Source organism: Thermoleophilum album (genome assembly GCF_028867705.1).
Lineage (GTDB): Bacteria > Actinomycetota > Thermoleophilia > Solirubrobacterales > Thermoleophilaceae > Thermoleophilum.
In genome coordinates, this window is sequence record NZ_CP066171.1 from 162462 (window position 1) to 187345 (window position 24884).

At 69.3% G+C, this 24884-nt stretch carries 25 protein-coding genes; 11 read left to right on the forward strand and 14 right to left on the reverse strand.

Features of this window, described 5'->3' with window-relative positions:
• Window positions 1–59 precede the first annotated feature (59 nt).
• Together JDY09_RS00760 and JDY09_RS00765 are read left to right on the forward strand one after the other, a co-directional pair.
• Window positions 60–4535 carry a multifunctional oxoglutarate decarboxylase/oxoglutarate dehydrogenase thiamine pyrophosphate-binding subunit/dihydrolipoyllysine-residue succinyltransferase subunit gene (locus JDY09_RS00760; protein WP_274716910.1) on the forward strand — a complete coding sequence of 1492 codons (4476 nt, stop codon included), beginning with the start codon at window positions 60–62 and terminating at the stop codon, window positions 4533–4535.
• The gene (locus JDY09_RS00765; protein ID WP_274716911.1) at window positions 4532–5557 is read left to right on the forward strand and encodes an MBL fold metallo-hydrolase; all 1026 of its coding nucleotides are present in this window, start codon (window positions 4532–4534) and stop codon (window positions 5555–5557) included. The genes JDY09_RS00760 and JDY09_RS00765 overlap by 4 nt, the downstream gene beginning before the upstream one ends.
• Window positions 5558–5564: 7 nt before the next feature.
• On the opposite strand, the gene metF is transcribed toward JDY09_RS00765, so the two are convergent.
• The 5 genes from metF to JDY09_RS00790 form a co-directional block, all read right to left on the reverse strand.
• A complete protein-coding gene (metF, locus tag JDY09_RS00770) occupies window positions 5565–6461 on the reverse strand; it encodes a methylenetetrahydrofolate reductase [NAD(P)H] (RefSeq protein ID WP_274716912.1) in 897 nt (298 codons plus the stop codon).
• 10 nt (window positions 6462–6471) lie between these two features.
• The gene (locus tag JDY09_RS00775) at window positions 6472–6822 is read right to left on the reverse strand and encodes a hypothetical protein (RefSeq protein WP_274716913.1); all 351 of its coding nucleotides are present in this window, start codon (window positions 6820–6822) and stop codon (window positions 6472–6474) included.
• A 493-nt stretch (window positions 6823–7315) separates the two neighbouring features.
• Window positions 7316–8719 carry a citrate synthase gene (locus tag JDY09_RS00780; protein ID WP_274716914.1) on the reverse strand — a complete coding sequence of 468 codons (1404 nt, stop codon included), beginning with the start codon at window positions 8717–8719 and terminating at the stop codon, window positions 7316–7318.
• A gap of 18 nt (window positions 8720–8737) precedes the next feature.
• Window positions 8738–8965 carry a hypothetical protein gene (locus JDY09_RS00785; protein ID WP_274716915.1) on the reverse strand — a complete coding sequence of 76 codons (228 nt, stop codon included), beginning with the start codon at window positions 8963–8965 and terminating at the stop codon, window positions 8738–8740.
• Window positions 8966–9300: 335 nt separating this feature from the next.
• A complete protein-coding gene (locus tag JDY09_RS00790; protein WP_274716916.1) occupies window positions 9301–10245 on the reverse strand; it encodes a PfkB family carbohydrate kinase in 945 nt (314 codons plus the stop codon).
• A 152-nt stretch (window positions 10246–10397) separates the two neighbouring features.
• On the opposite strand from JDY09_RS00790, the gene JDY09_RS00795 reads away from it, so the two are divergent.
• The 4 genes from JDY09_RS00795 to JDY09_RS00810 all read left to right on the forward strand — a co-directional run bounded on the left by JDY09_RS00795 (window position 10398) and on the right by JDY09_RS00810 (window position 13784).
• Window positions 10398–11933: a DEAD/DEAH box helicase gene (locus tag JDY09_RS00795; protein WP_274716917.1), complete on the forward strand. Its 1536-nt coding sequence runs from the start codon at window positions 10398–10400 to the stop codon at window positions 11931–11933.
• Window positions 11930–12349 carry a hypothetical protein gene (locus JDY09_RS00800; RefSeq protein ID WP_274716918.1) on the forward strand — a complete coding sequence of 140 codons (420 nt, stop codon included), beginning with the start codon at window positions 11930–11932 and terminating at the stop codon, window positions 12347–12349. Before JDY09_RS00795 ends, JDY09_RS00800 begins: the two co-directional genes overlap by 4 nt.
• A complete protein-coding gene (locus JDY09_RS00805; protein WP_274716919.1) occupies window positions 12346–12879 on the forward strand; it encodes a thioredoxin family protein in 534 nt (177 codons plus the stop codon). The genes JDY09_RS00800 and JDY09_RS00805 overlap by 4 nt, the downstream gene beginning before the upstream one ends.
• 65 nt (window positions 12880–12944) lie before the next feature.
• Entirely contained in the window at window positions 12945–13784 is an 840-nt protein-coding gene (locus JDY09_RS00810) for an EamA family transporter (protein ID WP_274716920.1), read from the forward strand.
• Here JDY09_RS00810 and JDY09_RS00815 read toward each other — a convergent pair.
• The 3 genes from JDY09_RS00815 to JDY09_RS00825 form a co-directional block, all read right to left on the reverse strand.
• Window positions 13768–14421: an HAD family hydrolase gene (locus tag JDY09_RS00815; RefSeq protein WP_274716921.1), complete on the reverse strand. Its 654-nt coding sequence runs from the start codon at window positions 14419–14421 to the stop codon at window positions 13768–13770. The two genes, JDY09_RS00810 and JDY09_RS00815, sit on opposite strands and share 17 nt — an antisense overlap.
• Window positions 14422–14425: 4 nt before the next feature.
• Complete coding sequence (locus JDY09_RS00820) at window positions 14426–15496, reverse strand: phosphotransferase family protein (protein ID WP_274716922.1); 1071 nt, start codon at window positions 15494–15496, stop codon at window positions 14426–14428.
• A gap of 139 nt (window positions 15497–15635) precedes the next feature.
• Window positions 15636–16199, reverse strand: coding sequence for a hypothetical protein (locus tag JDY09_RS00825; RefSeq protein WP_274716923.1), 564 nt, complete (start codon window positions 16197–16199; stop codon window positions 15636–15638).
• Window positions 16200–16482: 283 nt separating this feature from the next.
• Here JDY09_RS00825 and JDY09_RS00830 point away from each other — a divergent pair, with 283 nt between their 5' ends.
• Window positions 16483–17148, forward strand: a complete 666-nt coding sequence (locus tag JDY09_RS00830) for a cupredoxin domain-containing protein (protein ID WP_274716924.1) — start codon at window positions 16483–16485, stop codon at window positions 17146–17148.
• Between the two features lie 78 nt (window positions 17149–17226).
• Here JDY09_RS00830 and JDY09_RS00835 read toward each other — a convergent pair whose 3' ends face one another.
• Window positions 17227–17694, reverse strand: a complete 468-nt coding sequence (locus JDY09_RS00835; RefSeq protein WP_274716926.1) for an RpiB/LacA/LacB family sugar-phosphate isomerase — start codon at window positions 17692–17694, stop codon at window positions 17227–17229.
• A 98-nt stretch (window positions 17695–17792) separates the two neighbouring features.
• Here JDY09_RS00835 and bcp point away from each other — a divergent pair, with 98 nt between their 5' ends.
• Both bcp and JDY09_RS00845 read left to right on the forward strand, forming a co-directional pair.
• Window positions 17793–18305: a thioredoxin-dependent thiol peroxidase gene (bcp, locus tag JDY09_RS00840; protein ID WP_274716927.1), complete on the forward strand. Its 513-nt coding sequence runs from the start codon at window positions 17793–17795 to the stop codon at window positions 18303–18305.
• 13 nt (window positions 18306–18318) lie between these two features.
• Window positions 18319–19359, forward strand: a complete 1041-nt coding sequence (locus tag JDY09_RS00845) for a lysylphosphatidylglycerol synthase transmembrane domain-containing protein (protein ID WP_274716929.1) — start codon at window positions 18319–18321, stop codon at window positions 19357–19359.
• 23 nt (window positions 19360–19382) lie between these two features.
• Here JDY09_RS00845 and JDY09_RS00850 read toward each other — a convergent pair whose 3' ends face one another.
• Together JDY09_RS00850 and JDY09_RS00855 are read right to left on the reverse strand one after the other, a co-directional pair.
• On the reverse strand, window positions 19383–19622 hold the full coding sequence (locus tag JDY09_RS00850; protein ID WP_274716931.1) for a hypothetical protein: 240 nt from the start codon (window positions 19620–19622) through the stop codon (window positions 19383–19385).
• 435 nt (window positions 19623–20057) lie between these two features.
• On the reverse strand, window positions 20058–20333 hold the full coding sequence (locus JDY09_RS00855; RefSeq protein ID WP_274716933.1) for a hypothetical protein: 276 nt from the start codon (window positions 20331–20333) through the stop codon (window positions 20058–20060).
• Window positions 20334–20397: 64 nt separating this feature from the next.
• Here JDY09_RS00855 and JDY09_RS00860 point away from each other — a divergent pair, with 64 nt between their 5' ends.
• Both JDY09_RS00860 and JDY09_RS00865 read left to right on the forward strand, forming a co-directional pair.
• Window positions 20398–20616: a hypothetical protein gene (locus JDY09_RS00860; protein WP_274716935.1), complete on the forward strand. Its 219-nt coding sequence runs from the start codon at window positions 20398–20400 to the stop codon at window positions 20614–20616.
• Window positions 20613–21359, forward strand: a complete 747-nt coding sequence (locus tag JDY09_RS00865; protein ID WP_274716937.1) for a hypothetical protein — start codon at window positions 20613–20615, stop codon at window positions 21357–21359. The genes JDY09_RS00860 and JDY09_RS00865 overlap by 4 nt, the downstream gene beginning before the upstream one ends.
• Here the strand turns inward: JDY09_RS00865 and rpe are convergent.
• The 3 genes from rpe to JDY09_RS00880 all read right to left on the reverse strand — a co-directional run bounded on the left by rpe (window position 21316) and on the right by JDY09_RS00880 (window position 24845).
• On the reverse strand, window positions 21316–22062 hold the full coding sequence (rpe, locus tag JDY09_RS00870; protein ID WP_274716939.1) for a ribulose-phosphate 3-epimerase: 747 nt from the start codon (window positions 22060–22062) through the stop codon (window positions 21316–21318). The genes JDY09_RS00865 and rpe overlap by 44 nt on opposite strands.
• A gap of 262 nt (window positions 22063–22324) precedes the next feature.
• On the reverse strand, window positions 22325–23155 hold the full coding sequence (locus JDY09_RS00875; protein WP_274716941.1) for a calcium-binding protein: 831 nt from the start codon (window positions 23153–23155) through the stop codon (window positions 22325–22327).
• Between the two features lie 43 nt (window positions 23156–23198).
• A complete protein-coding gene (locus JDY09_RS00880) occupies window positions 23199–24845 on the reverse strand; it encodes an FAD-dependent thymidylate synthase (protein ID WP_274716943.1) in 1647 nt (548 codons plus the stop codon).
• Between the last annotated feature and the right edge of the window lie 39 nt (window positions 24846–24884).

Consider the following 24884-nt stretch of genomic DNA (forward strand, 5'->3'; position numbering starts at 1 on the left):
CCCTCCCCGTTTGCGCCAGATCTCACAATCGCGCGAAGGTCGGTACAGTTGCAGAACGGATGTCCGCACCCGCCGCGACCGTCGCGATCGAGATGCCCCAGATGGGCGAATCGGTCACGGAGGGTACGGTCATCGCTTGGCGCAAGGAGGTCGGGGAGCGGGTCGAAGAGGGAGAGCCGCTCGTCGAGATCTCGACCGACAAGGTCGACGCCGAAGTACCAGCGCCAGCCTCGGGAACTCTCGTCAGCATCACCGTCGGTCCCGACGAAACGGTGCCCGTCGGCACCGTGCTCGGTGAGATCGCGACCGATGGGGGTGCCGTTCCCGCCGCGAGCGACCAAGGTGCCGGCGACGACGTCGCGGGCGCCGCGAGCGACGCAGCGACTGGCGGCGGTGCCGCCGGCGCTACGAGCGACGAAGCTCGGCGCGACGGCGAGACGATCGAAGTCGAGCTGCCGCAGATGGGCGAGTCGGTGCAAGAGGGCACCGTCGTCGAGTGGCTCGTCAGCGTCGGCGACAAGGTCAGCAAGGGGCAGCCACTCGTCGAGATTTCGACCGATAAGGTCGACGCCGAGGTCCCCGCACCCGCCGACGGAACCGTCACCGAGATCCTCGTCGAGAGCGACGAAACGGTGCCCGTCGGCACCGTCCTCTGCCGGCTAGCACCGGGCGCAGCCGCCGTCCCTGCGACCGCCGACGGCGGCGGCACGACCGCCGGGGCTGGCACCGCCGACCGCGAGGATGTACGGGCGTCGGCGCGGCGAGCGGCAACCACCGCCGGTGAGGGCAACGGCGCTCCCGCCACGCCCGTCGCTCGTCGCGTCGCCCAAGCTCACGGGATCGACCTCGAGCGCATCAGCGGCAGCGGCCCCCGCGGTCGCATCACCAAGGACGACGTTTTGCGTGCAGCGGCTGCAAAGCAGGTGGACGGTGCGAGCGGAGACGGCGCTGTGGGCGACGGTGCTAGCGGCGCCACCGTCGAACCGCCTGCTGCAGCGGCCGCGACGCCGGGGTGGGCGGCTCGCGAGATCCCGCTGCGCGGACCGGCGGCGACGCTCGCCCGCTACATGGAGCGCAGCCGCTCGATCCCAACAGCGACGAGCTTCCGCACGATCGAGGTCGACGAGCTCGACCGGCGCCGGCGCCAGTTCAAAGCTGCCGGCCAGCGCCTGTCGTTTACACATCTCATCGCTTGGGCGATCGTGCGCGCGGCGCGCGACTGGCCGGTGATGGCGCACTCCTACGCCGAGCGCGACGGCAAGCCGGTCAGACGGGTTCCGACCACGGTGAGTCTCGGAATCGCGGTCGACGTCGAGCGCCGCGACGGCACACGCTCGCTCCTCGTTCCGGTCATCCGCGACGCCAGCGAGCTCGACTTCCCGACCTTCCGCCAGCGCTACGACGAGCTCATCGCCGGTGCGCGTGACGGCACGCTGCCCCCCGACGCCTACCAGGGAGCGAACATCACGCTCACCAACCCCGGGGGCATCGGCACGGTTGCGTCGGTCCCGCGCCTGATGGAGGGGCAGGGGACGATCGTCGCCGCCGGGGCGATCGGATACCCGCCCGGTCTGCGCAAGGTGCCGCAGGAGCGGCTGCGCGAGCTCGGGGTCAGCAAGGTGATGACGCTGACCTCCACCTACGACCACCGCGTGATCCAGGGCGCCGAGTCCGGGTCGTTCCTCGCTCGTATCGACGAGCTGCTGCAGGGCGGCGACGGTTTCTACGAGCGCATCGCCGAGGAGCTAGGGGTCGAGCTGCCCGACAAGGCGGCGGAGCGCGAGGCGCCCGTGACCGCCGACGAGCCCGTGCCGGCAGCGGTCAAGCCGGCCGCACCGGAGATGCCCGACGAGGCGCTGATGCAAGCGGTGCAGGCGGCGACGTCGGTCGTCAAGGCGCACCGCATGCACGGGCACCTGGCCGCGCGTCTCGACCCGCTCGGCTCCGAGCCCGTCGGCGACCCGGCGCTCGACCCAGCGACCGTCAACCTCACCCCCGAGTTGATGGAGCAGATCCCGGCGCGGATCCTGCGTGTCGCCGTGCCCGGCGACACCTTCGCCGACGCGCTGCCGCACCTGCGCGAGACCTACTGCGGCACGATCGCCTACGAGATCGAACACATCTCCGATCACGGCCAGCGCGTGTGGCTGCGTCAGGCGATCGAGTCGGGACGCTTCCGCAAGCCGCTCGCGGCCGAGTACAAGCGGCAGCTTTTCGAACGGCTCGCCCAGGTCGAAGCGCTCGAGCAGTACCTGCGCCGCTCGTTCCTCGGCCAGAAGCAGTTCTCGATCGAGGGTCTCGACATGCTCGTGCCGATGCTCGACGAGACGATCGAGCTGGCGGCTCAGAACGGGGCGCGCGAGGTCGTGCTCGGCATGGCCCACCGTGGTCGCCTCAACGTGCTCGCGCACATCGTCGGGCGGCCTTACCGCGAGATCCTCGCCGAGTTCGAAGCGGAGCGCACGCCGACCGTCGACACCGCCGCTCCCGAGGGCGGCACCGGCGACGTCAAGTACCACTACGGCGCCTCCGGCGTGCGCCGCAGCGCCAGCGGCAAAGAGGTCACCGTCACGCTCTCGCCCAACCCGAGCCACCTCGAATTTGTCGATCCGGTCGTCGAAGGTCGTGCTCGTGCCGACCAAAGCGATCGTCGCGGACCGCGCCTACGCCGTGACCCGACCGCCGTCGTGCCCGTGCTCATCCACGGCGACGCGGTGTTCCCCGCGCAGGGGATCGTCGCCGAGACGCTCAACCTCTCCGGCCTCGACGGTTACACCACCGGCGGCACGATCCATCTGATCGCCAACAACCAGCTCGGCTTCACCACCGAGCCTCACGACGGACGCTCGACCCGGTACGCCTCCGACCTGGCGAAAGGCTTCGACATCCCTGTCATCCACGTCAACGCCGACGACGTCGAGGCGTGCATCGCGGCGGTGCGGCTGGCGTTCGCCTACCGCGCCCGCTTCGGCCGCGACGTTCTGATCGACGTCGTCGGTTACCGACGCCACGGCCACAACGAGACCGACGAGCCCGCCTACACCCAGCCTGAAATGTACGAGCGGATCCGCAAGCACCCGCCGGTGCGGCGGATCTACGCCGAGCGGCTGGAGCGCGAGCAGGTGCTGCAGGCGGGCGAGGCGGACGCGATCTATCAGCGTGCTCTCGATCGGATCGCCGCCGAGCACGAAGAGCTGCGCTCGAGCGCCGGGCGGGGCGACACCGAAGTCGAGAGCGCCGCGGCCCGGACAGCCGAGCTCGAGCAAACGATGAGTCGCGAACCGCGCACCTCGGTGGATCGCGAGCTACTCGAGCGGCTCAACGAAGAGCTCTTGCGGGTGCCCGAAGGGTTCGAGGTCAACCGCAAACTGCGTCCGTTCCTCGAGCGCCGACGGCGGGCGTTCGCCGAGCCCGACGGCACGGTCGATTGGGCTCACGCCGAGGCGCTCGCCTTCGCGTCGCTGCTCGCGCTCGGCATTCCGGTGCGACTGACCGGGCAGGACACGCTGCGCGGCACCTTCAGCCAGCGCCACTTGGCTCTCTACGACGCGCGCACCGGCGAGCGCTGGATTCCGATCCAGAACCTGAGCCTCGCGCACGCGCCAATGGAGGTGCACAACAGTCCGCTATCGGAGGCGGCCTGCCTCGGCTTCGAGTACGGCTACAGCGTCCAGGCGCAAGACGCGCTCGTGCTCTGGGAGGCGCAGTTCGGCGACTTCGTTAACGCCGCCCAGGTGATCGTCGACCAGTTCATTGTCTCGGGGCTGGCGAAGTGGGGCCAGACGTCGCGCCTGACGCTGCTCCTGCCGCACGGTTACGAGGGCGCCGGACCGGAGCACTCGAGCGCGCGGCCCGAGCGCTTCCTGCAGCTCGCCGCCGAGGGCAACATCCGTGTGGCCAACTGCACGACGCCGGCGCAGTACTTCCACCTGTTGCGACGGCAGGCGCTGACTTCGGTTGTGCGCCCGCTGATCGTGCTGACGCCGAAGAGCCTGCTCCGCCACCCGCAGTGCGTGTCGACCGTCGACGAGCTCGCGAACGGCAGCTTCCAGCGAGTGATCGACGATCCGCTCGTGGCGCCGCCAGGGTCGCCGCCCGACGACGCGCACCCGATCGCGCGCGACAAGGTCCGCAAGCTGGTGCTCTGCTCGGGCAAGATCTACTACGAGATCCAGGGGCACGAGCAGCGACTGCAACAGGACCACATCGCGGTCGCGCGCATCGAGCTGCTCTATCCGTTCCCCGAACGGATCATCTCCGAGCTGATGGCGAGCTACCCGAACCTCGAGCGGGTCGTCTGGGTGCAGGAGGAGCCGCGGAACATGGGGGCCCGCGGTTACATGCGTAGGCGGATGGCGAAGATCCTGCCAGAGCACCTCTCTTACGACTATGTGGGGCGACAGCTCCGGGCCGCCCCGGGCGAGGGCTACGCAGTGGCACACCGCCGCGAACAGGCGCGGATAGTGCGCGTCGCCCTCGACCTCGAAGAGGACACGCTCGAGCCCGACATCTCAGCCCAGCGGCCGGTGCTGTGAGCGGCGAGCGACGTCGCGACCTCGCCCGCGCCGACCGCATCATGCCGGGCCTCTGGCGGCTGCGCTTGCCGCTGCCGTGGCCCGGGGTGCCGCATTGCAACGCTTGGGCGATCGCCGCCGGCGACGGTGTGGTGCTGGTTGACACCGGCATGTACGAGGCCGGTTCGTTGCGCCAGCTGGAGCTCGCTCTCGAGCAGGCGCGTTTGCGTCTCGAGCACATCCGCCTCGTCGTCTGCACACACGCCCACTCCGACCACTACGGGCTAGCCGGGCCGATCGTCGACCGCGCGGGTTGCGAGCTTTGGATGCACCCCGACCATGCCCACCTCACCAAGGCGGTCGCCGACCCTGAACGCGCCTTTCAGCTGCGCCTCGAGGTAGCGCGTCAGAGCGGCGTGCCCGAGCACCTTCTGCGCGCTTACGAGGAACGGCGCAAGGGCGATACCCCAGGCGTGGCGCGTGTGGTGTTGCCCGACCGCGAGCTCGTCGACGGTGTCGAGGTCGAAACCGACCTCGGCACGTGGCGCGTGTACGAAACGCCCGGCCACGCGCCCTCGCACGTAGTGCTGCACCAGCCCGAGCGGCGCTTGCTCCTCTCCGGCGACCATCTGCTCGGCCGCGTTTCTCTTTACTACGACTACGGCTACACACCCGACCCGGCAGGCGAGTTCCTGCGCAGCCTCGACGTGGTGGAGCCCCTCGACGTCGGTCTTGTGTTGCCTGGGCACGGGCGGCCCTTCCGCGATGCCGCCGCTCTGATCGACGCCAATCGCCGCACCGTGCACGAGCGGATCGAGCGCGTGCGCGCGACGATCGCTGGCGAGGAGATCACGCCCTTCGAGATCGTCGCGCGGATCCTCGGCGAAGCTCCGCGCAACGAGTATGTGATCAGCTGGGTGTTGTCAGAGACGCTCTGCTACCTCCGCTACCTCGAGGTGCGTGGCGCAGCCGAGTGCGCCGAGCGCGACGGGCAGCGCTACTGGCGCACGGTTCCGAGCGCCGCGCCGGGTGCGCGGGTCTGAGGCATTCCTAGACGATGGTTTCAGCGCGCGTCCAGGGATGGGCGGCCCGCAGAGCTGCCAGGATCGCCCGCGTCGCCGTCGAGCGGTTGAGGGTGTAGAAGTGGATGCCGGGCGCGCCGCGTGCCAGCAGGTCGGCGCACTGCAAAGTCGCGTAGGCGACACCGAGCTCGGCCACCGCCTCAGGGTCGTCACTGCGGGCGCGCAGCTCGCGTTCGAGCGAGCGCGGAATCGACGCCCCACACATGCCGGTGATCGTCTTGATCTGCTTGTAGTTGGTGATCGGCATGATGCCGGGGATGATCGGCACGTCGATACCGTGGGCGCGCGCTTCGTCGACGAAATCGAAGTAGAGGGCGTTGTCGAAGAACAGCTGCGTGATCAGGAAGCTTGCGCCGGCCTCGACCTTCTGGCGCGCATAGCGCAGGTCCTCTTCGAGGCTCTCGGCTTCGGGGTGGACCTCGGGGAAACAGGCGGCACCGACACAGAAGTCGTAGTTCGACGTGATCAGCCTGATCAGTTCGACCGAGTAGCGCAAACCCTGCGGGTGCGGTCGCCACTCCGTCTCGCCACGCGGCGGATCGCCGCGCAGAGCGAGGATGTTCTCGATGCCGGCTTGTTCAAGCTCGTCGAGTATTTCGCGCAGCCGCGAGACCGGCTCGCCGACGCACGAGAGGTGCGCCATCGCCTCGATTCCGAGGTCCTGTTTCATCCACTTGGTGACCTCGACCGTGCGTTCGCGCGTCGACCCGCCGGCACCGTAGGTGACGGAAACAAAATCAGGTCGGTCGGCCTGCAGGACCGCGATCGTGTCCTCGAGTTGGCGCTGTCCTTCGTCGGTGCGCGGCGGAAAGAACTCGAACGAAAAGACCGGTCGCCGCTCGCGGAGGATCTGGTCGATGCGCATCGCCGAGAGACTAGTGGGGCGCGTCGAGTCCCGCTCGCTCCGCGAGCGCAGCGAGCGCCGCTGCGAGCGTGCCAGGGCTCGTGAGTGCACGGCGCCGCCAGCGGCCCACGAACGGCAGCACCGTGCCGTCGGCGCGGACGTCGATGCCGCACGCTTCGCACCCCGGCCGGCGCAACTCGATGCGCGCGACGACGAGCTGCGAACGGTCGATCGCCCGCGTGAGTCGACCGACGAGCAGCGGCGTGCGGGCGGAACGCGCGGCCGCGAGCGCCTCCTCTCCCAGCTCGGCGAGCCGCGCAAGCGCGGAGCTCTCGGACGCGCAGACCTCGCGCCGCACGCTGCTCCCGAGGCGCGCGATCAATCGCGGTTTGCGCCTACTGCACACCGAGGCGACCAACGCTAGTCGCGAGTGCGGCCGCGATCCCGCGTAGTCGCGGTGTCGCCGCGGGCTTACCGCACTGCGATCGGACATCTGTCGAACTGCCTCCGCGGAACCTCCCGGGTTAGGTTCCCCGTGCCGTAATTGCAAAGTGAAAACGTTTACTCGGGCGACTCGATCCGGGCGGGACGACAACGTGTGAGGGAGCACCACTAGGCACCGGGCACCGCCGAACCACGGCCGACACAGATCTCGTTCAAGCGTATCTGCGGGACTAAGCGGCCAAAAGACTGTCGACGGGGGTACCGGCGACCAGCTAGAGGGTCGCCGAACAAGCCGAAACTGGCGCCGCAGCCGGAGGCGGGACCGGTGGGCGCCCTTTCGGGATGTGGCTGCGGCCGGCGCGCAAGCGCCGGCCGCAGCTCGTTCGGGCGTGCGCTGCGCGAGCGTTGCAGCCCGCTGCGTGTAGGCACGCTCAGCGCTGGCGCTGCGGGTCGACGGCGTTCGTGAAGCCCTCGGCGCCGGTCGGCGTCTCGACGCGCTGCTCGCGCTCTTCGATCGGCACGTAGCGACGCGTGCGCTCACCTGTGTAGACCTGCCGCGGACGCGCGATGCGCGTGTCGGGGTCGCTCAGCATCTCGAGCCACTGCGCGATCCAGCCCGACGTGCGCGGGATCGCGAACATCACGGTGAACATCTCCTTCGGTAGGTTCAGTGCCTCGTAGATCAGGCCCGAGTAGAAGTCGACGTTCGGGTAGAGCTTGCGCGATACGAAGTACTCGTCTTCGAGCGCACGCTTCTCGAGCTCGACGGCGATGTCGATCTTCGGGTTCTTACCCGTTACCTCGAAGACCTTGTAGGCGTGGTCTTTGATGATCCGCGCGCGCGGGTCGTAGTTCTTGTAGATGCGGTGGCCGAACCCCATTAGCCGGCGCTCGCGGCGCTTGACCGCCTCGAGGAAGTCGGGGATGTTCTCGACACTGCCGATCTCCTCGAGCATCCGCACCACCTGCTCGTTCGCACCGCCGTGGAGAGGTCCGTACAGCGCTGCGACGCCAGCGGCGATCGCCGAGTAGGGATCGACCCGCGAGGAGCCGACGCTGCGCACGGCGTTGGTGGAGCAGTTCTGCTCGTGGTCGGCGTGCAAGATCCAGAGAACGTCGAGCGCACGCTCCAGCCGCGGATCGGGCTGGTACTTCAGCTCGGTCATCTTGAACATCATCGAGAGGAAGTTCCCCGGATACGACAGGTCGTTGTCGGGATAGACGTACGGCAGACCCATGTTGTGGCGGTAGGCGAAGGCCGCCAGCGTCGGCATCTTCGCGATCAGCCGCACCGCCGCCATGTGGCGCTCCTGCGGGTCGTCGATGCGCTTGGCCTCGGGGTAGAAGGTCGAGAGGGCACCCACGCAACCGAGCAGCATCCCCATCGGGTGCGCGTCGTAGCGGTAGCCCTGCATGAAGGCTTTGATGTTCTCGTGGACGAACGTGTGGTGGGTGATCTCGTACACCCACTGGTCGAGCTGCTCGCGGGTGGGGAGCTCGCCGTAGATCAAGAGGTAGGCGACCTCGAGGTACGTCGACTTCTCGCACAGCTCCTCGATCGGGTAGCCGCGGTACTCGAGGATGCCTTTTTCGCCGTCGATGAACGTGATCGAGCTACGGCACGACGCGGTGTTGTCGAACGCCGGGTCGTAGCTCATCAACCCGAAGTCGTCTTCGTCGACCTTGATCTGGCGCAGGTCGCGGGCACGGATCGTGCCGTCGGTGATGGGCAGCTCGTAGCTGCGGCCGGTGCGGTTGTCGATAACTGTCAGCGTGTCGCGCGGCGCAGCCGTTGCCGCGTCGGCGTCGACAACCTGCATCGGTGCGTCGGGCATCTTTCCTCCGTCCCAGTTCTAAGAGCTGTCCGAAACCTGAACGGTACCGGCGTGCTGGGGCTCGCCTTCGGTCGCGGTGGCGTGGATCACGCTCGCAAGCGTGGCGGCAGCAAGCAACACCGAGATACCGACGACCAGGCGCTGCGTCGCTGCCGATCGCGGAAAGTCGGGGTTCTTGAGCCCGACCGCGGTGATCGCCACAGCCCAGGCCGCGAACGTCAGGCCGAGCGCGTAGAAGAGCTCCATCGACCTTGCGAATCTAGCCGATCGGCGCGGCGCTCGATCACGCGTTCGCGACCTCGCGTTCGCGACCTGCCCGACGCGCGCGTCGGGCACGTGGCCGGGTCGGGTGCGTGGATGCCTTGTCACCGTGCGGGCCCCGTCTGCGTCCGCGGGGCGGATGCGGCGGTCTTGTCGGCAGTCGCGGACCCCTGCCCCCGCCGCCCTTATCGCTCGCTTCCGTCGGCGGTTGTTTGCGGAGCGCCCACCAGATCACAGCCACCAGCGACAGCATCGGCACCTTCACGAACACCGCGAGCCAGAGGAAGCCCCAGTCCACACCGCGAGGTTAGCGCCGCCGTTCAGGCGTGCGAGCCCTCGCCGGCGGGGAGCGCCTCGATCGCTGTCATACGTCGAAACTCTTCGAAGCGCTCGTCGATCTCCTCGCGCGTGAGCTCGAGCACGCGCTCGCACCCGAAACGCTCGACGTTGAAAGAGGCGAGTACGGAACCGTAGGTCATCGCCCGCCGCAGCTCGCCTTCGTCGCTCGCGTCGGCGCCCGATCCCGCGAGGTAACCGAGGAAGCCGCCGGCGAACGAGTCGCCCGCTCCCGTGGGGTCGACGACCGTCTCGAGCGGATAGGCCGGGAGCGAAAAGAACCCTTCGCTCGTATATAGAGAGGCACCGTACTCGCCGAGCTTGGCGACGACCGCACGCGGTCCGCGCGCGATCAGGTCGCGCGCCGCCAACAACAGGTTCGGCTGCCGCGTGAGCATCCGCAGCTCGGCGTCGTTCATGAAGACGACATCGACCTCGGCGATCGCCCGCAAAAGCTCGTCGCGCTCGGTCTCGATCCAGAGGTTCATCGAGTCCAGCGCTGCTAGACGAGCCCCCGTGCACTGGGCGCGCACACGCCGCTGCAGTTGCGGCTGGATGTTGGCAAGGAAGACGACGGGCGCCTCGCGCGCGGTCTCGCCGAGCTGCGGGTCGAAGTTTGCGAAGACGTTCAGCTCTGTGGTGTCGGTGTGGGCGGTGTTGAGGTCGTAGTCGTAGTGCCCACGCCAGAAAAACGTTTTGCCACCGGCGATGCGCTCGAGGCCGCGTGTGTCGATGCCGCGCTGCTGGAGAAGCTCGTCGTAGTCGGGATCGAAGTCGTCGCCTACGACCCCGACGAGGTTCACCGGCGTGAAGAAGCTGGCGGCGAGCGAGAAGTGGGTGGCCGAGCCGCCGAGCATCCGTTCGCGCTCGCCGAACGGCGTACGCACCGAGTCGAAAGCCACCGAACCGACGACGGTAAGTCCTGGCATCGCGGCGAAGCCTAACTGCGCCGCCCCGCTAGTGGAAGCGCGCGTCGGCCTGGCGGCACGACGCGCGGTGGTCGCGTCGTGGTGGCGCGTGCGTGTCGAGCCCGACGGCGGGCACGCGCGGCTGGCGAAGATCGCAATAACCTCCTGGAGCGATGGGTGGCGCAAGCGAGTTCGCACGGCTCGGTCTCGAAGACACGATCGTGCGCGCGCTCGAGCGCCTCGGCTACGGACCACCGACACCGATTCAGGAGCGCGCGATCCCACACCTGTTGGCGGGTCGCGACGTGATCGGTCAGGCACAAACGGGAACGGGCAAGACCGCTGCGTTCGGCCTGCCGCTCGTGCAGTACGTCGATCCCGCCGACGACGCCGTCCAAGGGCTTGTGTTGACACCGACACGCGAGCTCTGCATCCAAGTCACCCAAGCGCTACGCGCCTACGGCGAGCTGCGCGGCGTCGAGGTGGTGGCACTGTTCGGGGGCGTGCCCGTCCGCGAGCAAGCGGTGCGCCTGGCGGGGAAAGCGCACATCGTCGTCGGCACCGTCGGGCGCGTGCTCGACATGATCCGCCGCCACCACCTGCTGCTTACCGATGCCCGCTTCGTCGTGCTCGACGAGGCCGACGAGATGCTCGATCTCGGCTTTCTCGACGAGGTCCGCGCGATCCTGAAGCGTGCGCCACAGGGCCGTCAGACCGCGCTGTTCTCGGCCACCATGCCGGACGAGATCCGTCGTCTCGCCGACGACTTCATGTTGGAGCCGGTCGAGATCGCTGTTCCCGCCCCCACGCTCGCCGTCGACACGGTCGCCCAGTACCGCCTCGATGTCGACGAGCGCGACAAGCCCGAGGCGCTCGTGCGCGTCCTGCGCGCAGAACGGCCCCGCCAAGCGATCGTGTTCGTGCGCACCAAGATCGGCGTCGACCGGCTTGCCCGTCGCCTCGCCGATGCCGGTGTGCGCGCCAAAACCCTGCACGGCGACATGTCGCAGGGTGCGCGCGACGGCGTAATGATCGCCTTCAAGTCGGGGCGAGAGCGGCTGCTGGTGGCGACGGATGTGGCGGCGCGCGGTCTCGACATAACAGGCGTCAGCCACGTCGTCAATTACGACATCCCGAACTCCCCCGACATCTACGTGCACCGCGTGGGGCGCACCGGTCGCGCCGGCGAGCGCGGCCGCGCGATAACGCTCGTCACGCCGCGCGAACGCCGCGAGCTCCAGGCGATCGAGCGCCACGCGGGCGTGACGTTGGCGCCTTGGTCGCCGCCCCGTCCGCCTGGCGCGCGGCAAGAGGGCATGCCAGAAACAGCTGCGTCTGCCGGGAACGGCGCGCCTGGCCGCACTGCGGAGGACGCGCCGGACGTAGGGCCCGAAGGCGCGCACGAGCCTAGCGCCCGGCGCGGCGATCGGCGCCGCGGTCGTTCGCGCCGGCGCGCCAAGCTGGCCGCGAACGGCCGCCGTGCACGCCTGCTCCTGCGTGGCGGTCGTGCCCACGGCGTCGAGCCCAAGGACGTGATCGCGCTGCTCGTCGACGGCGGCGGGCTCGAGCACGACGACGTCGGGCGCGTGCGTGTGCTCGAGCTGTACTCGCTCTGTGACGTTCCCGGCGAGCGCGCCGACGATGTCGCCAGGGCGGTAGTCGGGCGGCGCCTCGGCTCGACGGTAGCGGCGGCCGAGGTGCTTCCATGAGTCCGCGCAGCGCTAGCCGAAACACCGCCCCGACCGGTTGGCAGGGGGCGGCTGAACACCCGCCGCCGATCGAGGTGCTTTGGTGGCAGGGGTGCCCTTCGACGGAACGCCTCGTGCCCGTGCTGCGCGAGCTGCTCGACGAGCTCGGCTTCGATTTCGAAGCCACCGTTCGCTTGCGCGAGGTAAAAAGCGACGCCGAAGCCGAGCGCGAGAAGTTCGCCGGCTCGCCGACGATCCGGGTGCGCGGGCGCGAGTTCCAGGAGAGTGGCGGCCCCTACCGCCTCACGTGCCGCCTCTACCGGTTACCGGACGGGCGCCCGTCGCCGCTTCCCGATCGCGACGAACTGAAAGAGTTCATCGCTGCCGAGCTCGGCGCTTCGACCAGCCCGCACAGCAACGGAGGTGACGATCCGTGACGCTAGCGCTAGGTGCAGAGCTGCCCGCTTTCACCCTTCCCGACACCGACGAGCGTCCGCACACCCTGCCCGACGAGGCCGGCGAAGCGGCGACCGTCGTGGTCTTCACGTGCAACCACTGCCCGTACGCGCTCGCCTGGCACGACCGTCTGATCGACGTCGTGCGCGACTACCGCGACCGTGGTGTCGCCTTCTTCTTCGTAAACCCCAACGACGCCGAGCGCTACCCCGACGACTCGTTCGCGGCTATGAAGGAGCGCGTGGCTGCCGACGGCGGGTGGCCTGCTCCCTATCTGCGCGACGAAAGCCAGGAAGTAGCGCGCGCCTTCGGTGCCAGAACCACACCGGACGTGTTCGTGTTCGACAGCGAGCGGCGCCTCGCCTACCGGGGTGCGCCCGACAGCGATTACCAGGATCCCGCCAAGCGAGCCGAGTGGTTGCGTTCGGCACTCGACGCGCTGCTCGCCGGCCAACGTCCCGATCCCGCGACTACCGATCCCGTCGGCTGCTCGGTTAAGTGGAAGCAATGAGCTGCCGCGGAGAGCCGCGGGTGCGGCGTCGCGGCGCGAGCGGGCGCGCCTAGAGCGCGGCCGCGGTGAGCGCGCTGCTTCTGGCCGCGCTCAGCGGCCTCGCATGGGGTGCGTCCGACTTCGTCGCCGGTCTTGCGGCGCGGCGAGTGCGCGTGCTCGCCGTTCTGCTGGTGTCGCAGATCGTGGGGCTCGCGCTTGTCACCGCGGTGGTGGCCGTTCGCAGCGAACCGCCGCCCGGGCTGCGCGAGCTCGCGTTCGCGGCGCTCTCGTCGCTCGCCGGCGTCGGCGGTCTCGCCGCCTTCTATCGGGGGCTCGCCGTCGGCGCGATGTCGGTCGTGGCGCCGCTCTCCGCAGGCGGAGCCGTGATCCCGATCGTCGTTGGATTGCTCACCGGCGAAAGGCCGCAGTCGCTGCAGTTAGTCGGCGTCGCGCTCGTTACAGGCGGAGCGATGTTGGCCTCGATCGAGCGTGCACACGGCACGCGGTCGGTGCGGCTCGCGCGCGGCGTTCCCTACGCCCTCGCGGCGGCGGTCGGCTTCGGCATGTTCTTCGTGTTCGTCGACCAGGCTGCGGCAGCGTCGGCCGAATGGACGCTTGTCGGAAACCGCTTCACGGGCGTGATCGTGCTCGCTTTTGTGGCGGCGATCGTGCGACCGCCGCTGCCTAGCGGCAAAGGCTTGCTGCCCCTGCTGGTGGTCGGGGTTCTTGACACCAGCGCGAACCTGCTGTTCGCGTTCGCGTCGCGACTCGGACTGTTGAGCTTGGGCGCTGCCCTCGGCTCGCTGTATCCGGTCGTCGTGGTGGTGCTCGCGCGGATATTCCTCGGCGAGCGGCTCGCACGCGTGCAGGCGCTCGGTGTCGGCGCGGCGCTCGCCGGTGTGGCGCTCGTCAGCGCGGGGAAGTGAGCGCAATACCGAACAACCGCTCGAGCGCGGGAACGGTCGTGTCCGCGCCGCGGTGGAGAATCGCTGTCATCCCCACCGCCTCGGCGCCAGCGCAGTTCTCGCGCAGATCGTCGACAAAAACGCACGCCGAACAAGGAACCCCGGCGCGTTCTGCGGCGAGCTCGTAGATCTCGGGTTGCGGTTTGTGCAAGCCGACTTCGCCCGAGATCACGATCGCGTCGAAGAGCTGAGGCAACAGTTCGCGGTCGTAGCGGCCGCGCCCCCACGAGTTCGAGATCAAACCGGTGCGCACCCCTTGGGAGCGTGCGCTGCGTACCGCCGCGATCATCGCTTCGTCGGGACGCAGACCGGCGAACAGGCGGTCGACGAGACCGTCGGTGTCGCGCACGCCGATGAGCGGCCCGAACGCACGTGCGAACTCGTCTTCGCCGAGTTCGCCCACCTCCAGGCGGCGCAAAAGCGCTAGCGCTTCCGGTCGCTCTCGGAAGGTGCGCTTGACGGTTTCGGGGTCCAGTCCCTCGCGCTCGCAGAACTCGCGAAAGGCAGCGAAGACGTTCGTTGTCAGCACGCCTCCGAAGTCGACAAGCAGCGCCCGTGGGCGCTCGCGTGCGGGTGTGTTTTCGCCGCTAGCGGCCACGCGGCTAGCCCTCTTCGGTCAGTGCCAGCGCAGCCTCGGCGAGCTCCGGTACGCCACGATCGAACATGCGCAGAAACTCGTCGTCGGTGGTGCCGGCGAGTAGCCGCTTGTAGTTCCCTTCCATGAAGACGGCGGCCTTCCACAACGCCAGCGCCTGGTACCAGCGCAAATTCGTGACGTCGAAACCGGTGCGCTCGGCGTAGCGGGCGATAAGTTCGTCGCGCGTCGGGAAGCCCTCGCGGCGAGTGATCGCCGACAGCGAGCTGAACATCGTTTCGGGGTCGCCCGGTTGCGACCAGGTGACGGTGAGGTAGCCGAGGTCGGCGAGCGGATCGCCGAGCGTCGACATCTCCCAGTCGAAGATCGCCACGATCCGTGCCGGCGCGTCGTTGGCGACCATCACGTTGCCGAGCCGGTAGTCGCCGTGCACGATCGTGGTGCGCGGCGTCGTCGGCATGTTCTCGGCAAGCCAGCGGCCCACTTCGGCGACGACCGGCAACTCACGCGTCTTGTTGTGCTCCCACAAGGCCGTGAAGCGGCGTAGCTGGCGCTCGAGATAACCGCTGTGCTTGGCGAAGGTGTCGAGGCCGACCGCGCGCCAGTCGACCGAGTGGATCTCGACCAAAGCGTCGATCAGCTGCTCGCCGAGGCGGCGCCGCTCTGTCGGAACGTCGAGGGGCGGCGGCAGTTCGCTCGTCACGACCGTGCCCTCGATGTACTCCATGACGTAGAACGGCACACCGAGCAGCGACTCGTCGCTGCAGACAGCGAGCACGCGTGGCACGCGCACCGGCGTCGGCTCGAGTGCCGCAAGAAGCCGTGCCTCGCGCAGCACGTCATGGGCGCTGGGCGGCAGCGGCGGCCTGGGTGGTCGCCTCAGAACGAAACGCTCGCCGCCGCGTTCGAGCAGGTAGGTGACGTTCGAGTGCCCCTCGCCGATCGGCTGCGCCGAGAGCTCGCCGCTGCCAAGACCGTGCTCGTCGAGGAACTCGGCGAGCGGCTCGAGCACGACGAGCGGTGGCACGTCGAGCGCCGCCGCCTCCTCCCTCGTTTGCACGACGTTGCGCAGCGCCATCGCGGGCCAGCAATCCTAAACGGAGGCGACACGACGGCGAGCGCCGCGAATGTCGAACGAGGAGGTGCGACAGCCGTCGCCGGGCATGCCGCAGCCGACGAGCGTGTTGGCTCGGCGACCCCCCTGGGGGCAAACGCCGCTACGAGCTTGTCGAGCTGCCGGACGTCTCGCTGTCGCTCTTCGTGCTGCTGGCTCGTGTGCGACGGGTCGTTGCGCGCGAGCTTGTCGAGCGTGTGCTCGCGCTTGCGCGTGTGCTGCGTGCACCCGTCGCGCGCGTTCGCGCGGTGGCGCCTGTCGTTCCCTTCTTGGCGGTGCTGCGCGTGCCGCTCTTGCTGCTCGCGGCAGCGCGCGCGCGTGTGTTCTTGCTGGCGCTAGCGCTGGTGCTGGCGGCGGCCTTCGTATTCGACCGCTTGGTCGCACCCGTCGCGGCCTGCTGCAGCGCTTGCAGATCCTTGATCACGCGGTTCTGCGCGCTGCGCAGGTTCTTGCGCGCGTGGCGCAGGGCGGTGTCGAGATCTTTGAGCAGGTCGCGCGTGCCCTTGGTGACCTCGCGCCGCAGGTCGCGCAGAGCGTTCTGGGCAGCCTCGATCGACTCTTGTAGGCGCTCCAGCGACCCGTCGCCGCTTTTGCCCGCACTCGCTTTACTGCGCGTCGTGCTCGCACTGCGCCCTTTCGATTTCGTGCTCGTGCCCTTCGCGGCCATCGTCTCCTCCTTCCGTAGTGCGCTTCGTCGCGCCGCGCCGACGCGGCGGCCGCGACGTCCGGGAACCAGGTCCCACGCGGGGGATCCGGAGTCGGTGCAGCTGCGGCAACGTTACGACGAGCGTGTGCCGCTGCCAAGTCGCGATTCGGCGTGCGATCGTCCTCCCCTGCCGGCACGCCCGCAGCGAATCGGGCTGCGCGCCCGCCGTGCAACGTCGGCTGGCCGGTGCCGGCAGCACATGCAAGTGCGTCCTCCCGCCCAGGCCGCGATGTACCCTGCGGTCATGTCCCCCACTTTCGAGAGCTATCGCAACTTCGGGTCACGGTATCGGCGGGTAGGCGCGGCGGCGCTCGTAGCTGCTGTCGGCCTCGCGGTCGGCGTAAGCGTTTTCGGTGGCGCTCGTAGCGTCGCCGCGGTCACGCACACCGTCACGGTCGGCGACGACTACTTCCGGCCCGCCGAGCTGCGCGTCGATCCGGGCGACACCGTCGAGTGGCGGTGGAGCGGCAGCAGTCCGCACAACGTCGCTAGCGAGGAGCTCGCTCCCGAGCGCTTCCGCTCGCGCATCTTCACCAGCGGCGTCTTCCGCCGTACTTTTACGAAACCGGGCGTTTACCGCTACATCTGCGAAGTGCATCCGCGGACGATGCGCGCACGGGTCGTGGTCGGCGATGCCACCGCCGACCGCAGCGCGCCGAAAATCACGCGGCTTGCCGTAAGCGGCGGTCGCCGTCAGGCCGTCGTCGCCTTCAACGTGTCCGAGAGCGCGCGCGTGAAGGTTGCCTTGAGCGGCCCCAGCGCACGCTCGGTGATCGCCACGGTGTCGTCGCGTCGCGCGCGCTTCAAGTTCGCCCGTTTGCGCGCGGGGCGCTACCAGGCCACGATCATCGCCCAGGACTTCGCTGGCAACCGGCGCACCGTCAAGAGCAAACGATTCAAGGTCCGCTAGCGGATCGACGAGGGGCCGGAGCGCCGCACCTCGCACGTCGGTCGCGACAGCGGCCGAGCCGGCCTCGACCGGACATGCTCAAATCGCTGCGTCAGGTGTGCGTCCGTGGCGTTCGATCGCCTGGAGGTGATCGATGTTCTCGCGATCCGTCGGGTCGTCGCTCGGCGCAGTGGCGAGCCAGGCGTCGAGGATCTCGCGCAGCGTCGCCTCGCTCGTAGTGCGCAGCGACAGGGCGAGCACGTTGGCGTCGTTCCACTTGCGCGCCCCGCGCGCCGTTTCCGCGTCCCAGCAGAGGGCGGCGCGGATACCCGGCACCTTGTTCGCGGCGATCGACGCTCCCGTTCCGGTCCAGCAGCACACAATGCCCTGATCGGCGCGGCCTTCCGCTACGTCCCGCGCGACGCGCTCGCTTGCAAAAGCCCAGTCCGGACGCTCGCGCTCGTTCAGCGCCCCGTGCACGACCACTTCGTGGCCGCGCGCGCGCAGCTCCCCTTCGAGGAGCTCGGCGATTCCCGTCCGTTCGTCTGCCGAGATCGAGAAGCGCACGGCGGCGATGGTAGCCCGCTGTTCGCCCCCAGGTTTGGTCGCGGGGTCGTCGGCGTGTGATCGCGAAGCTCCCGCACCGTATCCTTCGCGGTCCGACCGTGAGCCAGCGCAAGGAACAAGCAACGGAGCCCGCCGGCGACACCGGCAGAGCGCCCGCTGTCGGCGATCCCGCACCCGACTTCGAGCTCCGCGACCAGAACGACCGTCCGGTGCGCCTGTCCGACTTTCGCGGCAAGCGGGTCGTCCTCTACTTCTACCCGCGTGCTCACACGCCCGGCTGCACCACCCAGGCGTGCGGGATCCGCGACCACTATGACCGCTACCGGCAGCTAGGCGTGGAAGTGTTGGGTGTTTCTCCCGACACGCCCAAGCGCTTGGCGAGTTTCGCGGCGAAACATTCGCTGCCCTTCACGCTGCTCGCCGACCCCGACCACGTGGCTGCCGAGGCGTACGGGGTTTGGGTCGAGAAGCGGATGTACGGACGCGCCGTGCACGGCGTCGAGCGCTCGACGTTCGTGATCGCTCCCGACGGGCGCATCGAGCGCGTTTTCCGGCGGGTGCGCCCGGCCGACCACGACCGCCTGCTGCTCGAGCACCTGGGGGCCGGTTGAGCGCCGGCGCGACGTGGCGGTCGTCGCCGTAGGGGAATCGTTCCAGCGCTTCTTCGACGCGCTCGCTCAGTTTTTCGGGCGCCTGGCCAGCGTCGACCTCGTCGCTCTCGCGATAGCGCTGGTGTCCTTCACCGTCTACCTCAGTCTGCGCGCGCGGGCGTCGTACAACGTGCTCACCTATGCGTACCCCCGCGCGCAGGTGCGCTATCGCGATGTTTGGGGGGCGTACTTCGCTGGCTACGGCTTCAACGCTGTTTTCCCCGCGCGCGGCGGCGACATCGTGCGTCTGTTCCTGACCAAGGTCGCGGTCCCGGGCGCGAGCTACCCGACGGTCGCGGCGAGCTTCCTCGTCGAGGCGGTGTTCGACGTGACCGTGGGTGGGATGGTGCTGCTGTTCGCCTTCAGCCAAGGTGTTTTTCCGCGCCCGCCCGAGTTCGCCCGGCTCGATGCCTTCGACCTCTCGTGGCTCGCGGCGCACCCGCAAGCCGCGCTGCTTTTGATCACGCTCGTCGCCGTCGCGGCGCTCGCCGCCATCGCGGTGCTGTCGAGCCGTGTGGCGCACTTCTGGGGCGACGTCATGCGCGGTCTGTCGATCCTGCGCGACCGCCGCGCTTTCTTGAGTCGCGTCTATGCGTGGCAAGCAGCAGGGTGGCTTTTTCGCTTCGCCGCCTTCTGGTTTTTGCTCGAGGCGTTCGGTATCGGTGGCTCGGTTCGCAACGTTCTGCTCGTTCTCGGTGTCAACGCTGTCGCAGCGGTGGTGCCGTTCACCCCGCAGGGGGCGGGGGTCCAGCAGGCACTGCTCGTGACGGTGTTCGCAGGGACTGCCTCCGGAGCGGAGGTCGCCGCCTACTCGGTCGGTCAGCAGCTCGCGATCGCCGCCCTCACGTTCCTGCTCGGGCTCGTCGCGATCGTGCGCGTTTTCGGCTTCCGCAGCTTTCGCGACGTAGTCGAACGGGGACGTGCCGATCGTGCGGCGGCGCGCAGCGTCGGTCGGCCGTCCGCTCCGGCCGACCCCCCGCACGGTACGGGTCCGTCGACCGGCGAGAACCGCTAGTCGGATCGAAGCTCGTGGGTCGGTCAGCCGCTCAGCGAACCCCCGTGATCGCTATCGCCGACCTGGCGTTGCTGCTGCGCCCGCTGCTCTCGCTCGCGGCTCGGGACGCGCTCGCCGGCCTCGCCGGCGGCGCCCCCGTCGCGGTAGCTAAGCTCCGACCAATGGCGCCGCTCCTCGGCGGGCGAGCTGGTGGCATCCTCGCCGTTCTCGCCGCCGGCGTCGTCGGTTGCGTCGCGTGGAGGCGGCGCGTCGCTCGGTTCCACGGGCAGCGGATGGCCGCAAGCGGGGCATTCAGGGCGGCGCGGTCTCGCCGTTGCGCTGTAGATGCGCTCCCCGCACGCATCGCAGGTCCAGAAAGGCATGCAGTCAAGTCCTCCCTCAGGCGGGGTCGATCCCTAGCGAAGATCGCGTATCAGCAATCGTATGCGAAATCGCTGCGGGAGGCTTGTGTGGGTCGAAGGGTCGAGACGGCATCTTCTCGAGTTGAGAAACCGACCGCCCAAGGCGAAGTTGCTGGCCGTGCGGTCCGCTTTTTCTCCGGTTTACCCCGGAAACGGTTCGACAGTGCGCGATTCGCCCCCCTTCGCCGCAGGAGAATCGGCGGATGTCCGAACGCTGCGAGCTGCGGCCGAGCCCTATGTGTCGGTGGTGAACCGCGCCGACGAGACGTTCGAGACGCGCCGCGACAGTGAGCCGTTTCAGGTCCCGAACCCTTCGCGCGCTTCGCGCACAAGGATCACCGCTTCCGGGAACAAGCGACGGATAGCAGCGGCCAACTGCTCCGTCTGCTGTTCCGGCGTGCCCTGAACGTTGAGGCGCTGGACGGCAGCGACCGTCATCTCGACGGCGAGCCGGATTGCGTTGTCGGCCCAAGCGACCCGTTGGGCACCTTGCAGCTGTTCGGCGAACTCGGCCATGCGCCGCCTCAGCTCCTCGGGGTCGCCGAACAGTCCGAACGGATCCTCGCTCGCCATACAACCGATCCTAGGGGACGCTCGCCACTGCACACAGCGCGCTGTAGCCTGTGCGTCGCAAGCCGTGTACCTGACCCCCGAACAGCGCCGACGCCGCCAGCGCTTCGAGCAGCTGCTGCGCCTGGCAGCGCCGTTCCTCGACGCGCTGCTGTGGGTCGGCGACAAGGTCTCGCGGCTGTCGGAGCCGGAAGACGTCGAGTACTACCCGCCGCAGCCCCAAGACGACCCGAAAGTGACGCCGCTGCGGCCAAGGCGGCCGCGCAGCCGCACGAGACTGGCTTGAGCGAGACGCGCACCGACAGCCCCGAACAGCTCGCACGCGAGCGCCGCTACGCGCCCTACGCGGCGGCTGGGGCAGCGGCCGGCGCGATCGCGACGGTGGCAGCGATCGTGGCCGTCGCGAGTGCCGGTATCGGGCGCTCCACTGCCGAGCGTGCGCGCCTGCTCGACTACGACGCGGCGCGCGCCGAGCTCATGGTCTCGACGCTTTTTCAGGTGCTCGCGGTCGCCGGCACGGTTGCCGCGCTCGTCTACCTACTGGTGGCCGCCGCACGCCGCGTGCCCGGCGTTCCGCGCTGGACGCCGGTGCTCGTTCTCGCCGCCGGTCTGTTGCTCGCGGTCGGCACCGCCTGGCGGCAGCTCGACATCCTCGGCATCGCACACGACTTCGCGGCTGGCACACCGACGCGCGGCGCGGCGGGCGAGCGGCGCGCCGACGATCTAGTGGCCGACCTGCCGACGCTGCCGCTCGCCCTGGCCTTCGTCGGCACGCTGTTGATCGCGGCCTCGATCGTGTTTGCCAACGTCGTAGCGATGCGCGCGGGGCTCGTGTCGCGGTTCCTCGGGATCGTCGGGATCATCGTCGGGGTGCTGCACGTGCTGCCCTTAGCGGGCGGCCCCCAGATCTTGCAGGTGTTCTGGCTAGGAGCGCTGGCGTTGCTCTTCCTCGACCGCTGGCCGGGCGGGCGTGGCCCGGCGTGGTCTAGCGGCCAGGCGGAGCCGTGGCCCGTTCCACAGCGGCGCTGATCCGCCGCCAGGCTGCCACACGGTCACGCTCGCCGAAGATCGCCGAGGCCGCGACGAAGAGGGTGGCGCCCGCTTCGCGGCACTGTGCGCCGGTGGCGGCGTCGATACCACCGTCGACCTGGATCGGCACGCCATCCGGCACGAGCTCGCGCAGGCGCGCGATCTTGGCGAGCATCGCCGCGATGAAGCGCTGGCCCGACCAGCCCGGGTTCACCGTCATGCAGAGCACGTGCTCGCACTCCTCGACCAGGTCGCGCACCGCCTCTGCCGGGGTTCCCGGGTTGAGCGCGATGCCCGCCCGCAGACCGAGCCGGCGCGCCTCCCTGAGCGCGTAATGGGGGTGGGGCGTGGACTCGATGTGCAGCGTCACCGCGTCGGCCCCGGCACGCGCGAACGCCTCGAGCTGACGTTCGGGGCGTTCGACCATCAAGTGCACGTCGAGGCAAGCACCGTGCCTGTGCACGGGCGCGGCGAGGTGTTCGACCACCACCGGCCCGATCGTGATCGGCGGGACGAAGTGGCCGTCCATGACGTCGATGTGGACGACCCGCACGCCGGCGTCGAGCAGCGGCGAGAGTTCGTCGCCGAGGCGGGCGAAATCGGCCGACAGGATCGAGGGCGCGACCGCGACCGCGTCCATCGCGCTCGCGCGCGACGCTGGCACGGTATCGGCGCCGGCGCGAGCACCCGGGACGGACGCCATGCGCGAGTTCTCTCCCTCTCCTCGATCAGTCGGTGAAGCGGCGCTCACGGTGCTGCGACGCTACCGCACGCGCCCGCCGCGGCGCGTGCCGAACCGCTAGGGCAAAGCAGCACACGCTCTGAAGCAAGCGCTGAAGCGAGCTCTGAAACGCAAACGGGGCCGTGCTTGCCTGCACGGCCCCGTGCGTGAACCTCTCGTGGTGCGCGGCGGCGGCTGTGCTGCGCGTCGGCTACCGCGTCGGCGTGACGAAAGAAACTGCCAGCTACGACTTGTCCTCGGGCTGGCGCTCCTCCTGTTGCTCGCTGCGGTCGCTCGTCTTGCGCGCGTCGCGCCGGCTCACGACCTCGCACGATCCCGTCGGATCGTTCGCCGTGGCGTCGACGATCACGTCGAACTGGTCGGCGAACACGCGGTCGTAGCCGGGCCCGCAGGAGATCTTGTCGGCCTCGCCGTCGCGCACGCGGAAGGTGTCGTTGCCCTCGCCGCCGGTGAGTTCGTCGCCGTCGGGATCGCCCAGCGCCGAAACGTCGACCCGCGCCAGCGCCCAGAGCGTGTCGTTGCCGGGACCGCCGAACGAGCGGTCGCGCCCCTGGTTGGCGAAGATCACGTCGTTACCGGCGCCGCCGTACTGCGTGTCGTCGCCCTTGCCGCCCGACAAGATGTCGCGGCTGGCACCGCCGTGGATCTCGTCGTTGCCCGACCCGCCGTGGAGGCGATCGCCGCGGCGGAGTGCCACCCGGCGGGCGACGCGGCGAGCGACACGACTGGCGACGCGCTGCGCCTGTGCCGAGCTCGTCCGGAAGTCGCCGAAGATGCGGTCGTTACCGGGGCCGCCGAAGATCCCGTCGCGACCGCGACCGCCGACCAGCAGGTCGTTGCCCGACCCGCCGAGGACGCGGTCGTTGCCAGCGTGGGCGTAGACGTTGTCGTCGCCGCCGCGCGCGCTGATGCGATCGGCGCGCGCGGTGCCGGTGAGGGTGTCGGCGTCGTTCGTGCCGACGATCTTGGCCGCCAACGCCGCCGCGGCCGGCAGTGCCAGCGCAGCGAGGGCGACCGAGAGCGCGAGCACGAGCGCCTTGCTACGGTGCTGCACGGGGCATCCTCCTGTTGGTTCGCTTTCGAGCGGGGGATGCCCCTTACAACAAGCCGGGCGCGCGGGAGTTGCGTTCGTTGCGGATCTCCGCCAAGAGCCGCTCGAGGCGCGGCTCGGTGGTGCGGTCGGCGTGGTCGAACAGAGCGGCGATCGCCGGGTGAACGCGGGCGATTTCGTCCAACATCGCCAGCGCCACCGCGCGGTAGGACGGGTGGCCTTCGCGGCCTGAGCGCAACTCGACCAGGTGGAGCGCCTCGCGGGCGTTGAGGTCGAGCACGTAGCGGATGCGAAAAGCGAGACAGAGCGCGTAGGGAGCGAGCTCCGGCAGTTCGAGCTCGTGGGCGATCCGCTCCCACTCGCGCTGCGAGGTAGCGAACGCTTCGCGAAAGAGGTCGGCGATGCCCGCAGCCTGCGCCTCGGCCGGAAGCTCGGCCCCCAGCTGCGGGGTGAGTGCCTGCCACTGCGAGGTCAGCATTCGGTGGCGCTGCAGATCACGGAACGCGCCGTAGTCGGAGACGATCTCGAAGCGGTAGGAGATCGCCTCGAGTCCGCGCCCCGGGCGGTGACGGCGGTTGCGGCGCTCGCCCGCAAGCTCGCGCAAGAGCGCGGCGCGTTCAGCGCTAGAGAGCGCCCGAACCGTGGCGAGAAGCTCCTCTTCGCTAGCCGCTGACGCTTCGTAGAGAAGCGCGGCGAGAGCCTCCTCCTCGCTGCCACGCACACGCACTAGGCGCACGCTCGCGCCCCCGCCGACCGCCACCTCGCCGGCATCGGCGATACCGAGACGGTGTGCCGCCTGTCGTGCCCGCTCGCGCAGGCCGCGGAGGTAGTCGATCCAGACGCCGCCGCGATCGGGCCGGCGCACGCGCTGAACGAAGCTCGGGATCACCTTCTCGAGCTCGGCGAGCAGCAGCTCGCCCACTTGCTGCGCCTCGGGGAGCGGGCTCGCAAACAAGCGCAACAAGAGCTGCTCGTAAGCCTGACCCGAAGCGAAGATGCCGACGTGCGAGAGCGACGCCACCGGCAAGATTCCGCGGACGAGGTCGAGCGCCTTGGCGCGCAGCGCGCGGCGCCAAGCTGTGGTGGACTCGTTATCGGCGCGCGGGAAGTGCTCCTCGGCCCACGCCTCGGCGCGCCGCAGTGCCTCGCTGTAGAGCTCGAACAGGCGATCGAGCGCACGCTCGTAGCCCTCACCGAGCTCGGCGCAGCGCCAGTAGCGGTAGCGCCCGTCGGGCATCGGTCGGTCGTAGGGGATGTAGCGCGTCGACTGCTCGAGATAGGCGGCGAGCCGCCCGCGCTCGAGCACCTTCGTCAGCGCGTTCGACACCCACTCGCAAGCCACATGGGCACCGCCCAGCTGCGCGACCGAGTCGTCGCCGAAGCCCAGGAAGACGCGCTCGTACAGTTTGCGTGCGCGCTCGCCCTCGCCGGTCGCAAGCACGGCGCGCGCCGCAGCGGGATCGACGTCTTCAGCGAACTCTTCGAGGAACAGCCGCCGCAGCGTGCCCGGGTAGCGCGAGTAGCGCGCGAACAGCGCGCCCTTGACCGTCTCGGGCAGGTTTCTGAGCGCGAACACGGGCCGGTCGAGGTTGGTGAAGAACGGTTCGAGCAGCTCGCGCTCGCCCGGGGTGAAGCTCTCGACCGGTGGCGAGAACGCCAAGACCGCTGACGGTGCTGTTGCTCCGGTCGACATCGAGAGGTCGAACGTAACAGACGCGGCGGGTCGCCCCCG

What these genes read in the sequence shown, in the direction of transcription:
- JDY09_RS00760 (WP_274716910.1), top strand. Translation starts at nt 60, where the DNA reads ATGTCCGCACCCGCCGCGACCGTCGCGATCGAGATGCCCCAGATGGGC.
- metF (WP_274716912.1), bottom strand. Translation starts at nt 6,461, where the DNA reads ATGCGCATCGACCAGATCCTCCGCGAGCGGCGACCGGTCTTTTCGTTC.
- JDY09_RS00780 (WP_274716914.1), bottom strand. Translation starts at nt 8,719, where the DNA reads ATGCCCGACGCACCGATGCAGGTTGTCGACGCCGACGCGGCAACGGCT.
- JDY09_RS00785 (WP_274716915.1), bottom strand. Translation starts at nt 8,965, where the DNA reads ATGGAGCTCTTCTACGCGCTCGGCCTGACGTTCGCGGCCTGGGCTGTG.
- JDY09_RS00790 (WP_274716916.1), bottom strand. Translation starts at nt 10,245, where the DNA reads ATGCCAGGACTTACCGTCGTCGGTTCGGTGGCTTTCGACTCGGTGCGT.
- JDY09_RS00795 (WP_274716917.1), top strand. Translation starts at nt 10,398, where the DNA reads ATGGGTGGCGCAAGCGAGTTCGCACGGCTCGGTCTCGAAGACACGATC.
- JDY09_RS00800 (WP_274716918.1), top strand. Translation starts at nt 11,930, where the DNA reads ATGAGTCCGCGCAGCGCTAGCCGAAACACCGCCCCGACCGGTTGGCAG.
- JDY09_RS00820 (WP_274716922.1), bottom strand. Translation starts at nt 15,496, where the DNA reads ATGGCGCTGCGCAACGTCGTGCAAACGAGGGAGGAGGCGGCGGCGCTC.
- JDY09_RS00825 (WP_274716923.1), bottom strand. Translation starts at nt 16,199, where the DNA reads ATGGCCGCGAAGGGCACGAGCACGAAATCGAAAGGGCGCAGTGCGAGC.
- JDY09_RS00830 (WP_274716924.1), top strand. Translation starts at nt 16,483, where the DNA reads ATGTCCCCCACTTTCGAGAGCTATCGCAACTTCGGGTCACGGTATCGG.
- JDY09_RS00855 (WP_274716933.1), bottom strand. Translation starts at nt 20,333, where the DNA reads ATGGCGAGCGAGGATCCGTTCGGACTGTTCGGCGACCCCGAGGAGCTG.
- rpe (WP_274716939.1), bottom strand. Translation starts at nt 22,062, where the DNA reads ATGGCGTCCGTCCCGGGTGCTCGCGCCGGCGCCGATACCGTGCCAGCG.
- JDY09_RS00880 (WP_274716943.1), bottom strand. Translation starts at nt 24,845, where the DNA reads ATGTCGACCGGAGCAACAGCACCGTCAGCGGTCTTGGCGTTCTCGCCA.